Annotated in this window: 10 protein-coding genes; all 10 read left to right on the top strand. The window is 33.8% G+C overall.

What is annotated here, in order from left to right; genetic code table 11:
- The gene (locus PK35_RS15210) at positions 1 to 2340 is read left to right on the top strand and encodes a polysaccharide lyase 6 family protein (protein WP_044627426.1); all 2340 of its coding nucleotides are present in this window, start codon (positions 1 to 3) and stop codon (positions 2338 to 2340) included.
- 2 nt (positions 2341 to 2342) lie between these two features.
- The gene (locus PK35_RS15215; RefSeq protein WP_044627427.1) at positions 2343 to 4622 is read left to right on the top strand and encodes a heparinase II/III domain-containing protein; all 2280 of its coding nucleotides are present in this window, start codon (positions 2343 to 2345) and stop codon (positions 4620 to 4622) included.
- A gap of 3 nt (positions 4623 to 4625) precedes the next feature.
- A complete protein-coding gene (locus PK35_RS15220) occupies positions 4626 to 4973 on the top strand; it encodes a cupin domain-containing protein (protein ID WP_044627428.1) in 348 nt (115 codons plus the stop codon).
- 361 nt (positions 4974 to 5334) lie between these two features.
- On the top strand, positions 5335 to 8511 hold the full coding sequence (locus PK35_RS15225; protein WP_044627429.1) for a SusC/RagA family TonB-linked outer membrane protein: 3177 nt from the start codon (positions 5335 to 5337) through the stop codon (positions 8509 to 8511).
- An 11-nt stretch (positions 8512 to 8522) separates the two neighbouring features.
- Positions 8523 to 9875 carry a RagB/SusD family nutrient uptake outer membrane protein gene (locus PK35_RS15230; RefSeq protein WP_044627430.1) on the top strand — a complete coding sequence of 451 codons (1353 nt, stop codon included), beginning with the start codon at positions 8523 to 8525 and terminating at the stop codon, positions 9873 to 9875.
- Positions 9876 to 10059: 184 nt separating this feature from the next.
- On the top strand, positions 10060 to 10764 hold the full coding sequence (locus PK35_RS15235) for a FadR/GntR family transcriptional regulator (RefSeq protein ID WP_044627431.1): 705 nt from the start codon (positions 10060 to 10062) through the stop codon (positions 10762 to 10764).
- A 185-nt stretch (positions 10765 to 10949) separates the two neighbouring features.
- Positions 10950 to 12227, top strand: a complete 1278-nt coding sequence (locus PK35_RS15240; RefSeq protein ID WP_044627432.1) for an MFS transporter — start codon at positions 10950 to 10952, stop codon at positions 12225 to 12227.
- A gap of 29 nt (positions 12228 to 12256) precedes the next feature.
- Positions 12257 to 13021, top strand: coding sequence for an SDR family NAD(P)-dependent oxidoreductase (locus PK35_RS15245; RefSeq protein WP_044627433.1), 765 nt, complete (start codon positions 12257 to 12259; stop codon positions 13019 to 13021).
- A gap of 63 nt (positions 13022 to 13084) precedes the next feature.
- Positions 13085 to 13840, top strand: a complete 756-nt coding sequence (locus PK35_RS15250) for an SDR family NAD(P)-dependent oxidoreductase (RefSeq protein ID WP_044627434.1) — start codon at positions 13085 to 13087, stop codon at positions 13838 to 13840.
- 35 nt (positions 13841 to 13875) lie between these two features.
- The coding region (locus PK35_RS15255; RefSeq protein WP_044625267.1) for a sugar kinase at positions 13876 to 14354 on the top strand (479 nt) is incomplete at its 3' end.

The raw sequence follows: 14354 nt of genomic DNA on the forward strand, positions 1-14354 counted from the left end.
ATGAATAATAAGACACCACAATTAATTAGTATAATGTTAATTATGCTTTTTGCTTTTTCATGTAGTACGCCTAAAAATCAAGGCCTTTTAATTAACAACATTAGAGAATTTAATAATGCCGTAAAGCATGCAAAACCAGGCGACCAATTGGTTTTAGCAAACGGAATTTGGAAAGATGTAGAACTTGTTTTTCAAGCAAAAGGAACAAAGGATAACCCTATAATTTTATCGGCAGAAGATAAAGGAAAAGTAATTTTACAAGGGCAATCTAATTTACAAATTGCAGGTGAGCATTTAATTGTTAAGGGTTTAGTGTTTAAAAATGGGTTTACACCTACAAATGCTGTTATTTCTTTTAGAAAGAATAAAAATGAATTGGCTAACAATTGTCGTTTAACCGAATGCGTAATAGATAATTATAACAATCCTGAGCGCCATGTTCAAGATTATTGGGTGACTATTTATGGAAAAAATAACCGAATAGATCATAACCACATTGTTGGTAAAAAGAATTTGGGAGTTACCATGATTGTAGGTTTAGATACCGAAGCAAGTCGCGAGAATCATCATAAAATAGATCATAATTATTTTGGCCCGCGTCCTACTTTTGGAAACAATGGCGGCGAAACATTAAGAATAGGTACTAGTCATTATGCCTTAAAAAACTCAAATACGTTAGTTGAATCTAATTATTTCGATAGGTGTAACGGCGAACACGAAATAATATCAAACAAATCCTGTAAAAATACGTTTAAATACAATACTTTTTTCGAGTGTACAGGCACATTAACCATGCGACATGGTAACGAAACTTTAGTTGATAGCAATGTGTTTTTAGGTAATGGGAAACCAAGTACAGGTGGTGTTCGTGTTATTAATGAATCGCAAACTGTAATAAATAATTATCACTATGGGTTAACTGGTTATAGATTTCGTGGAGCTTTTGTAATGATGAATGGTGTGCCAAATTCGCCACCAAACCGTTATGTGCAGGTGAGCGACTCGAGAGTTAGCGATAATATTTTTGTTAATTGCGACCATATACAATTGTGTGCGGGTAGCGATGCAGAGCGTAGTGCACCTCCTGTTAATTCGTTAATTTCAAACAATATCTTTTATCACGATAAAAAAGAGGATTTATTCACTATTTATGATGATATAAGTGGTATTGCTTTTAATAACAATGAGGTAAGTAAAAATATAGAAGTAGGAATTTTAGAGGGTTTTGTTAAAAAAGAATTTGAGTTAGTTAAAAATAATGGCTTCTTAATTCCTACTTTAAAAAATACAGAACCTAAAGTAAATATTCATAAAGATATCGCTACAAAAACTAACACGGGAGTGCCTTGGTATAAAAAAGAAAATAATGTAGCAGCGTTTAATAGCGGTAAAATTATTGAAGTGGCATCAGGTATAAATACGTTGTTTAATGCTGTTAATATGTCTTCTCCAGGCGATGTGCTTCAACTGGAAGCTGGTAAAACTTATAAAGTTACAAAGTCTGTAAAAGTTAAACATCCAATTACGGTTAAAACAATGGGTTCTGAAAAATCTACAATTCTTTTCGAACGGATGATGGCTTTCGAAATTAGTGATGGCGGTAGTTTAAATCTCGATAATATTAAGTTTGATGGTGCGAGCTCTCCAGATTACGCAGGCAATTCAGTAATTAGTACAAGTAAAACGTCAATGATTAATAACTACAAACTATTTGTTAACAATTGTACGTTTCAAAATTTGGTTGTAAATCATTCTTTCGATGTGCTTCGCGTCGCTAAAGGTACTTTTGCAGACACTATAAGTATAACTAATTCTACGTTTAAAAATATAACAGGACATATTGCTTCGCTCGATAAAGAAACCGACGATATTGGAGCCTACAATGCCGAGTATATTATTATGAAGAACAACATAATAAGCAATGTACAAGGTGCTGCTTTACGCTTGTACAGAGGAGGAACAGACGAAAGCACTTTTGGGCCATTTTTAGAGTTTGAGAATAATACCATAGATAATGTAGGACATGGTAAAAAGAATAAATTTAACACTGCAATGTCTTTATACGGTGTACAGGTAAATTATATAAACAATAATATTTTTAATAATTCTAAGGGATTAAATATGCATTTGGTGGTGGGCGAACCTATTGTAAACGTGTTAAACAATAATTTTTATAATTCTGGAGAAATAGGTATTACAGGCGATCAAGTTTATAATGTTGAGAACCTGTGGCATTTAAAACCTGATTTAAACGAAACTACATTACAGTTAGAACCTAACTCGGTGTTAAAACATAAGGGAACTCATGGTAACGCTTTAGGCGCAACTTTAAATAAATAGTTATGAAAAGTTTAAGTCGTATTAAAGTGTTAGCCTTATGGGTTGCATTGATTGTAGTATGGTCATGTAAAAATGAACCCAAACCACAACGTTTTATTTTAAAAACCAAAGGAAGTCATCCTAATCTTATTTTAACTCAAGAAGGCGTTGTTAAAATTAAGAAACATTTGGGTACTATTCCCATTTTTGATTCTTCGCTAGAGATAGTTAAAAAAGAAGTAGATAACGAAATAAAAAATGGCATCGAAGTCCCCGTGCCTAAACACTATTCTGGTGGTTACACGCACGAAAGACACAAAAAAAATTACATAACAATGCAAAAAGCTGGTGTGCTTTTTCAAATTTTGAATGATGATGTTTATGCCAATTATGTAAAGCAAATGCTGTTTGAATATGCTAAATTATACCCAACATTACCAGTGCATCCAAAAACAAGATCGTATGCTCGTGGTAAACTATTTTGGCAATGCTTAAACGATTCTAATTGGTTAGTTTATACCAGTCAAGCTTACGATTGTATATATAATTTTTTATCAAAAAACGAGCGAGAGATTTTAGAGCAAGAATTATTTAAGCCTTTTGCTAATTTTATTTCTATTGAAAATCCTCAGTTTTTTAATCGTGTGCACAATCATAGCACTTGGGGCAGTGTTGCTGTGGGGATGATGGCCTTAGTAATGGACGATGACACCCTATTAAACCGTGCGCTTTATGGTATTAAGAACTTAAAAATAGACCCAACATTAAAAGATAACGATGGCGGATTTATTAATAAACATGGTAAAGCTGGCTTTTTTGCAAATTTAGAAGACCCTTTCTCTCCCGATGGTTATTACACCGAGGGGCCATATTACCAACGTTATGCGTCTTATCCGTTTTTAGTTTTTGCTCAAGCCTTACAAAATAAAAAACCAGAATTAGAGGTGTTTAAGTTTAAAGACAGTGTGTTAATTAAAAGTGTAAACGCTTTATTAAATTTAAGTAATGCAAAAGGTGAATTTTTCTTGTTAAACGATGCTCAAAAAGGCATGTCGTACCATACTTCAGCATTAGTATCTGCTGTTGATATAGCTTACCATTTTGGTGAACAAAACCCAGAATTGTTAAGTATTGCAAAACAGCAAAATCGAGTAAGTTTAAACGATGCTGGTTTAACTGTAGCAATGGGTATTAAAGCAGGTAAAGAGCAACCTTTTATTAAAAAATCAATAGAATTATCCGATGGTTCAAACGGCAAACAAGGCGCTGTTGGTGTTTTACGAAGTAAAGATTTAGAACTTGTTTTTAAATACACTGCACACGGTTTAAGTCATGGGCATTTCGATAAACTATCCTTTGCTTTATTTGATAACGGAGAAGAAGTTGTTCAAGATTACGGTTTAGCACGATTTGTAAATATAGAGCAAAAAGGTGGTGGTAACTATTTAAAAGAAAATACAACCTTTGCTAAACAAACTATTGCGCATAATACCGTAGTTCAAAACAAGGTTTCTCATTTTCAAGGTGCTTATGAAATTGCTAGTAAACACCACTCTAATGCTTATGTGTTTAGTGCCGATAGCGACGCTATAAAAGTAGCTAGTGCCAAAGAGTTTAATGCTTACTCCAATACAAAATTACACAGAACAATGGCCCTTATAACCTTAGAAGAAGATACAAATCCAATAGTGTTAGATATATTTAGAGTGGAGTCTTCAAACAAAAATCAGTACGACTTACCATTATATTATTTAGGCCAAATAATGCAAACTAGTTTTAAATATTCTAAGCTTGATACGCCAGAAGTTTTGGGGACAAATAATGGTTATCAACATTTATACAAAGAAGCGATTGCCACATCAAACGGAGAAAATATTAAGTTCAATTGGCTACATAGCAATAGGTTTTATACTTATACGGCCTTAACATCTAAAAACGATAATATTATTATGGCACGTATAGGGGCTAACGATCCTGACTATAATTTAAGAAACGATCCATGTTTAATTATAAGGAAAAAAGATACAGAAAATGCCTTGTTTTTATCTGTATTAGAATCTCATGGTACTTATAGTCCAGTTTCAGAAATAGCAAATAATGCATATAGCAATTTAAAAGATATTCGTGTGTTGTGCAATAATAACGATTATACGGCTGTAGAATTCACATTAATAAACAACACTCAAAAGCTATTTATTATGAGCAACTCTAGCAGTAATTTAAATAGAACACATCAACTTACTATTAAATCAGTTAAGTATCAATGGGAAGGTGCTTATACATTAATTAATTTAAATACATAAAACATGAAAAGTTTCGGATCAAGCAAAGAATTTTTACTCGATAATGCTCAAGATTGGGAGGTTGTAGGCGAAGGTGTAAAACGTAAAATTATGGGTTACGATGATAAAATTATGCTCGTAAAAGTACATTTTGAAGCAGGTGGTATTGGGTACGAACATAAACATTACCACTCTCAAGTTACCTATTGTATCGATGGCGAATGGGAATTTACCATTGGAGGGGTTACTAAAATCGTTAAAGATGGCGATTCTGTTTATATACCACCAAATGTGCTTCATGGTGCAAAATGCACAAAAACAGGTATTTTAATAGATGTCTTTAGTCCTATTAGAGAAGATTTTATGGAGTAAAACTGTTAAAATTTATTTTTTATTGCTTTTAATAAAAAAATAATTTATATTTGGGTAACCAAACTGGTAAACCAATTTGGTTACCCAAAAAACAATTGAAACTAAAGAAATGTATAATAATTTTAAAATGTATTATTTATGATTAAAAACTAAAAAAGGACAGGTGCACGCCTATCCTTTTTGTAAACATTACTTCTTTTAGGAGGGAAGTATGTAGAACACGAAATGCTAAGCATAACATGTAAAATTCAAAATTACGAAAAAATGTTTACAATCTATGTTATAGCATAAGTGTTAGTTAATTAAATTTTAAATAAAGCCATACCACTTCTGGCTTTATAACTAAACTAAAAGACAAATTATGAATTTAAAAATTAAGCTAACTCTAGTTGTAGCATTGTTATTTAATGCTGTTTTAATGGCTCAAAATGGAGTTGTAGTTAAGGGTACTGTTGTGTCTTCTGCTGACGGTGTTCCAATTCCAGGTGTAAACGTAATAATTCAAAACACATTAAAAGGTACTACGACCGATTTTGATGGTGTTTATGAAATTAATGTAAACGAAGGAGATATTCTCCAATTCTCATATATAGGATTTGAAACTCAAAATATAACTATTTCAAATCAAACAACGTTAAATGTAACATTAAACGAAGATCTTGCTAAGTTAGATGAGGTTGTAGTGGTGGGTTATGGAGCAAGAAAAAAATCACATCTTACAGGTGCAGTTGCAAAAGTTGGAGGTGGTGAAGTAGCGGCAATTCAAGCATCTCGTGTAGATGAAGCATTAGCAGGTAAATTACCAGGTGTTTTAATTCAAAATCAGGATGGTGCGCCTGGAGCAGATCCAAAAATTCAAATTAGAGCGGCATCATCAATTTCGGGAGACTCTAGCCCTTTAATCGTTGTAGATGGTTATCCTATTTCTGGAAGTTTGGCAACTGTTAACCCCAACGATATAGAAAGTTTAGAAGTATTAAAGGACGCTGCATCTGCTGCGATATATGGTTCTAGAGGTGCAAATGGAGTTATATTAGTAACAACAAAAAAAGGTAAAACAGGTAAAGCTAGTTTTAGCTACAATACTTACGTGAGTACTTCTAGTAAGTATAAAAAGAATATTTTAATGTCTGGTCCAGAATGGGCTGCTCATGCAAGAAATGAAATTGCTAATGGTAATTGGGATCTTTCACAAATAGATCCAGATTTTGTAGAGTTCAGATTGAGTGCTTACGAAAACTCTCCTGGAGCCATAAGTCCAGAAGATTGGTTATTTCAAAATGGAAATGCTATGAGCCACGATTTTAGTATGAGTGGCGGTACAGACGATGTTAATTATTTCGCATCTATGGGTTATCAAAATGCAGAAGGTGTAGTAATTACACAAGGATTCGAGAGGTTAAATGCGCGTTTAAATGTTGATGCTAAGTTAGGCGACAAATTTAAAACTGGAATTAGTTTTAATGGGTTTACATCAGATAGAGATATTCTTGGTCATGACATGAGAGACTTACTTAGGTCTTATGGGGTACATCCAGTATATCATACAGAGGAATCTATAGCTTTTGTGCAACAGTTAGATCAGCAAGCACAAAATTTAGGTTTAGCTGCTTTTGATAATGGTTATAGAGGTTCAACTTACGAAGCTAGTAGTATTTACGATTTAGTACCAGGAATGGCAGCGCAAGATTGGCATTATGGAAGAGCAAATAATGGTATTGGTGGTTCTGGTGATGCAGGTCCAGCTGCAAAGCTAGATAACACAGAGCGTTGGGAAAAAACATTTTTTGGTAATGTAAGTTCGTATTTACAATATAATATACTAAGTGATTTAAACATTAAAACTGTTTTAGGTGGCGATTTTCGAGATACTCAGTTTTACGAACACAGACTTTTAGGTTATGACTCAAGAGCCAGAACCAGTCAAACTTACATGAATCAAACCGATTTAAAAGTATCAACTGTATTAAGCGAAACGACGTTAAATTATGCTCATGTATTTGGTAAGCATGATGTAGCAGCAGTAGCAGGTATAGAATTTCAAACAACTACTTTAAAAGGTACAGCACTAAGAGGAGCAAATGTTCCAGATACAGCTATACAAAACTTTAATTTATTTAATCCAGCCGATATTACTGTGACCGAAAGAGATGAAACAAGAGTAAGACGAAGTGTATTTGGGAGAATTAATTACGCTTACGACGATCGTTATTTATTATCTGTTTCTGCCAGACGCGATGGAGACTCTCGCTTTGGTGCCAATAATAGGTTCGAAATTTTTCCTGCGCTTTCATTAGGGTGGAATATACATAACGAAGCTTTCCTTGAAGATAATAATATTTTAAGTCAATTAAAGCTTAGATTTAGTACAGGTTCTCTTGGTACAACATCCTTCTTGGGCTCTTATGATTCTTTGAGTTTATTAGATCCACAAGCAACTATTTATGGTACAGGGTATTTAATACCATCAAATGTTGCTAATCCAGATTTAACTTGGCAAACTAATACAGAAACTAATTATGGTGTAGATTTAGGTTTCTTAAATAACCGTTTTAGATTAGGTATCGATTATTACACCTCAGATATCGAAGGTATATTAATAAATCAAAGTGTTTCAGAACTTTATGGTACAACATCAATCATATTAAATTCGGGAGATGTAAGAAGTAATGGTATGGAGTTCGAGTTAAGTGCTAATTTGATTAATAACAATGATTTTTCTTGGTCTATGGGAGCTAACTTAGCTACTGTAGAAACAGAAATTACCGATTTAGGAGGGTTACAAGAGTTACCACAAGCTATTTATGGTCAAAGTGGTAGAGGTCCAGTATTTAGAAATTATGTTGGAGGAGAAATAGGCGAAATGTGGGGGTTAGAAACCACAGGAGAAGTAGAAATGATTTATCTTGAAGATGGAACAAGGCATCCAAATAATACAACAGGAGAATCTTATGTTGTAGATCAAAATGGAGATGGTATTATAGATAATACACGAACTGTAGAAGATGGTGGAGATTTGGTAAAAATTGGTTCTAATACTCCAGATTTTTATTGGGGTATGACACATAATTTACGTTATAAAAATTTCGATATGTCACTTCAATTTCAGGGGTCACAGGGAGCCGAAGTTTATAATATAGACCCACTATATTATGAGTCGCAATGGAGTGGAAGATTAGTTGATTCTTTTGATGCTAATGATGACGGCGTTGCAGATCATAATGGAGAGTTTTATACAGGTAACAGATATCAAACCGATGCGACAATACAAGATGCATCATTTATAGCATTAAGAAATTTAACCATAGGTTATACGCTTAAACCAGAATGGATTAGTAAAGTTGGTTTAAAATCTACCAGATTATATGCCGCAGCAACAAATTTACTTTACATCATGGCAGACAATTACACGTCTTACAACCCAGAAGGAGTTAAAACTTCAGGCGGTGATTATTTAGGACCAACAACTTATGGAGCTCAAGTAGGAGCAAGCCCTATCGTTAGAAGTTTTACACTTGGTTTAAATATTAATTTTTAATAAAAAATACGATGAAAAAAATATATTTATTTTTAATAGGAATGGTATTGCTAACAACTGCGTGTAGTAATGATTTAGATCAATTTCCTCCAAACATAGCGAGTTCAGATTCTTTAGATGACTTTGCTGGCGTTTTAAATGCAGCTTACTATTACCAACTAAGTACAGTAACTCCAATTGCTGTAATGGGTGAATTTAGATCAGATAATGCCTTAATGGATGAAGCGCCTTACACAGAATTTGATGAATTTGATAACGGCTTAACAGCCATGGAAGATCAGTTTTTTGGCCCTTTTTACACAGCTTTATATAAGTCTATATTAAGTGCAAATAACGTAATTGAAAATTCTACAAACGAATCAGAAATTGGTGAAGCGAAATTTTTAAGAGCATTATCATATTTTAAATTAGTACAAGTTTTTGGAGATGTTTCTGTAAATTTACAAGCAAACCCAAGTTTTTCGGATTCTTCAATATTAGTTAGGCAACCGGCCACAGATGTTTATAACAATGTAATTATTCCAGATTTACAAGATGCAATGGCAGTTTTAGACACAGAAATTGTTAATGGAAGAGCATCAAAATATGCGGCTCAGGGTTTATTAGGTAAAGTATATGCAACTATGGGGAATTATGGAAGTGCAGAGCCTCATTTAGCAGCTGTAGTTAATGGAGCTGCCTCAGCAGGAATTAGTTTAAAAGCTAATTTTAACGAAATTTTTGGAGCAGCAAACGAAGTTTCAAATTCCGAAATTATCTTTTCAACTCAAATTTCAAGTTCTATAACAGATGAATATTCATTTGGTTCTGATTTTTGGAATTGGTTTGTTGGAGACGATTCAAAATCAGATTTTCCTGTAGATCCAGATTTAATTGCAGCTTTTGATAATAGTGATGCCAATGGAGGTGGGATAGATCTAAGAAGAGCCGTAACTTTAAGTGAAGATGGCACAACAGCAATTAAATTTCCCAAAGAAGGAGGTTTAGGAGCAGAACACGACTGGATAGAATTAAGATTAGCAGATGTAATTTTGTTATATGCTGAAACATTAAACGAAAATAATAATTCAAATGGTTCGCAATCAGCCACTATTCTTGCATTACTAGATGACATTCGAACAAGGGCAGGTTTAAATAGTTTAAGCGGAACAGCCAATACTCAGGCAGAAGTAAAACAAGTAATTTTAAATGAAAGACGATTAGAATTAGCTTTTGAAGGGCAGCGTTGGTTCGATTTAGTAAGAACAGGTACAGTTGATGTAGAAATGGGAGAAACTGTAAATAGTGATTATTATGTTTTTCCTGTGCCAGTATCTGAAATTTTAGCTACAGATGGTGTAATTATTCAAAACTCAGGATATTAATTGCATCGTTAAAATAATAATTGGAGTAATTTATGTTATTGAATTGCTCCAATTAAAAAAAGTATAAATATGTAAGATTAGATTTGAAGAAAATAAAATATTAAGTAAAACCTAATGTAGTCGTATTGAAACTATTTTTACTAAATTTGAAAATTGGTTAACCAAAATATAATATCGAAGAACAATGAAGTTAGAAGCGGCAAAATCATTTAGCGATTCAACAAGTTTGCAAAATGTAATTATAGAAAAAATTAGAGAGTTAATTAATTACAAAAATTTAGAACCAGGCGATAAGCTACCTTCAGAACGTATGCTAGCCGAAAAATTTGCGGTAACCAGAAGCAATATTCGTGATGCTATACAACAATTAGAGTTTTATGGTATTTTGCAATCTATTCCTCAAAGTGGAACATTTGTTGCTAATATTGGTGTTATAGCCATGAATGGAATGATTGATGAAATTTTAGGTTTAGAAGAACAAGATTTTAAATCGCTTGTAGAGACCAGAATTTTACTAGAACTTAAAACGGTTAAGTTAGCGTCGTTAAGACGAACAGAATCCGATTTAAAACGGATTAAGGACGCATTAGATGCTTACGAACGTACAGTTAAATCGGGCGAAGATGCTGTTCAAGAAGATTTATTATTTCATTTAGCTATTGCCAAAGCTAGTGGAAACAGTACAATAAATACGTTTATGTTAACAATTACGCCTCAAATTATTATGGATTTCGAGAAATATCACGTTTGCGATAAACGTATGTCTATGTTAGGTATTAAAGAACATACAGAGATATATGAGGCTATAAAGACTCAAAATCCGGCATTAGCGAAACAAAAAATGAAAGAACATTTTAGTGTGTTATATCAATACTGTTATAACAAGTAAAATATAATATCTTGAAGTTAAAAAATGCACGCTTTTAACTTCATATAAATAAAAAATTAGGAGGGAAGAAATTCTTAGATTTTAAGTTTTTCTTCATTTAAATAAATAAAAAGTAGACACAGCTTTTTAAAGTTTTTACACAGGTTTTTCACTGTGCAGGATATCTATTGCTTAAAATTTAAGATATGAAAATTAAAGGATTACGTTGGTGGATTATTACACTTATATTTCTAGCCACAGTTATAAATTACATCGATAGAACAGCATTTGCGTTACTTTGGCCCGAAATGGGACAAGATTTAGGTATGGACAATGCCGATTATGCCATTATGTTAAACATTTTTATGGCTACTTATGCCATTGGAAAATTTGCTTCTGGTAAGCTTTATGATATTATTGGCACACGCTTAGGGTTTACAGTATCTATAATAGTTTGGTCGGTAGCCTCTGTTTTTCATGCGTTTGCAAAAGGCTTAGTCTCCTTATCGCTTGTTCGTGGGTTGCTGGGGTTAGGAGAAGCTGGTAATTGGCCTGGTGCTGTAAAAAGTAACGGCGAATGGTTTCCTATTAAAGAACGTGCAACAGCTCAAGGTATATTTAATGCTGGAGCATCAATTGGTAACGTAATAGCGCCTTTTGTTATCGTGTTTTTATACACACAGTTTGGCTGGAAAACAACGTACATTATTTTGGGGGCTATAGGTATGTTATGGGTTATTCCATGGTTATTTATAAACAAAGCTAGACCAGAAGAGCATGCTTGGATAACCGATAAAGAACGCGCCTTAATTTTAAACGATAGAATTGAAGACGACGTTCAAGAACAAAAAACTAGAGGTTTAAGTGTGGCACAAATTTTAAGTTATAAACAATCTTGGGGTGTTTTGTTATGCCGATTTTTTATAGAGCCTATTTGGTGGTTTTTTGTTGGTTGGATGCCTTTATACTTAGCCGATAGATTTGGGTTAAATATTAAAGAAACACAAACCATATGGATTTCTTATCTCATGGCTGCTGTTGGTAGTATTTTGGGTGGGATGTTTACAGGCTATTTAATGAAAAATTATTCGGTTAACATCTCTAGAAAAATTACTATCACTATTGGCGGCGTTTTAATTCTTCTAGCCTTTGTGGGCATTATAACCTTAGTTAGAGAAGACAATTTCATGACATTTATTTACCTAGCAGGTTTGGCCTTATTTGGGTTTCAATTTGCCATTGGAAACATTCAAACTATTTCAAGCGATTTATTTAAAGGATCTTCTGTTGGTACTTTGGCTGGTTTAGCAGGTACAGTAGCTGCCGTCTCGCCAATGATAATGAATTGGTTTGTTGGCCAGATTACCGAAAGTTCTTATACACCAGCTTTTGTAGCCATTTGTGTATCTGTTGGGTTAGGGGTGTTGTCCATTTTTATGTTCATAAAAAACATCGGACCAGTCACGAAAAAGTCGAATTATTAATTGTAAAATAAAATTTAAAAATAGTAGTAATGAGTAGTTTAAAAAATAAAGTAGCAGTAATTACAGGAGCTACAGGAGGAATTGGTTTTCAAGTAGCAAAACGTTTAGGGAAAGACGGTTATACCGTTGTATTAAATGGTATTGAAGACCAAGCTGGAGCAGAAAGAGTAAAAGAATTAAAAGCTGAAGGTATTACCACAGAGTACTATGGATTTGATGTTACTAAAGAAAATGAAGTAACTGAAAATATTACAAAAATTGGCGAAAAATATGGTAAAATTGATGCGTTAATTAATAATGCGGGCGGACTTGGTGGTCGCTCTCGTTTTGAAGGTATGACTACCGAATTCTATAGATTCGTGATGGCTTTAAATTTAGATTCAACGTTTTTTGCCTCAAGAGCAGCCATTCCTTTTTTGAAGAAGGGTTATAACGCTTCAATTATTAACTATACATCTATTGCAGGGTGGAATGCTGGTGGTCCGGGTGCAGGTGTTTATGGTACTTCAAAAGCAGCTGTTCATGCTATAACAAGAGCACTTGCTAAAGATTTAGCCGAGTATGGAATTCGTGTTAATGCAGTTTCTCCAGGTACTATCGACACCGATTTTCACAAACAAATAAAATCAACTAAACCAGAGGTATTTGCTTCATGGAAAAACAATATTCTGTTAGGTCGTTTAGGTCAACCAGAAGATGTGGCATCAGTAGTGTCGTTTTTAGTGAGTGATCAAGCAGCATTTTTAACTGCCGAAACTATCCAAGTAGGTGGCGGACAGGGGTTAGGTATTTAAGTCTTGATTAAATGTATTTATACATTTTTAATAATCTTATAAAAACTTAGAAAATTTAATATTATGAAAAAGTTAGAAGGTAAAGTTGCTGTTGTTACAGGCGGATCTCGAGATATTGGTAAATCTATAGCTATTAAGCTAGCACGATCAGGAGCTAAAGTGGTTATTAATTATTTAAATTCTGAAGAAAGCGCTAATAATACAATTTTAGAAATTGAAGAATTTGGAGGAGAGGCCATTGCAGTTAGGGCAGATGTTTCTAAAATTGAAGATATTCAACAATTAAAGGCGAAAACCATTGAAGCATTTGGCGATAACGTAGATATTTTGGTTAACAATGCAGGTGGTCTTTTTGCGCGTAAAACACTCCAAGAACTCGATGAATCTTTTTACGATTTAGTAATGGGAGTAAATTTTAAATCTACGGTTTTTTCTATGCAAGTTTTCGAGCCGTTAATGGGTGAAGGTGCATCAATAATAAATTTGTCTTCGCAAGCGGCAAGAGATGGTGGTGGAGGCGGTTCATCGTTATACAGTTCTTCAAAGGGAGCGGTAACTACGTTTACAAGAGCCATGGCCAAAGAACTTGGTCCTAAAGGTATTCGAGTAAATGCTGTATGTCCTGGTTTAATTGGCACTAAATTTCATGATGATTTTACAAAAGACGAGATTAGAAACAAAGTAGCAGGAAGTACACCTTTACGTCGCGAAGGGCAAGCCAATGAGGTTGCAGATTTGGTTGTGTATTTAGCATCAAACGAGGCAAGTTTTATAACAGGAAACAATGTAGATATAAACGGTGGTTTAGCTTTTAGTTAATCTCTAATTAAACAATCAAATCAAACTAAAAATAAATGAGTAAAGTAGTAACATTTGGGGAGATCATGTTAAGATTAGCACCTCAAGGATTTTTAAGATTTTCGCAAGCTAACAATTTCGATGTTGTATATGGTGGTGGCGAATCAAACGTAGCGGTATCGCTAGCAAATTATGGTGTTGATGTTGATTTTGTAACTCGTTTACCAAAAAATGATATTGGTGAATGTGCTATGATGGAGATGCGTAAGCGTGGTGTAGGCGTAGATAAAATAGTTTGGGGTGGCGATCGTTTAGGAATTTATTTCTTAGAAACAGGAGCTGTAAGTAGAGGTAGTAAAGTAGTTTACGATAGAGCGCATTCTGCTATTGCAGAAATCGAGTCTGGTATGATTGATTGGGATGCTGTTTTTGATGGTGTTGAGTGGTTTCACTGGACAGGTATTACACCAGCTATTTCACAAGGTGCTGCCGATGTTTGTTTAGAAGCCGTTAAAGCAGCAAGCGAAAAAGGTAT

This window comes from Neotamlana nanhaiensis (genome assembly GCF_000943555.1).
GTDB classification, from domain to species: domain Bacteria; phylum Bacteroidota; class Bacteroidia; order Flavobacteriales; family Flavobacteriaceae; genus Neotamlana; species Neotamlana nanhaiensis.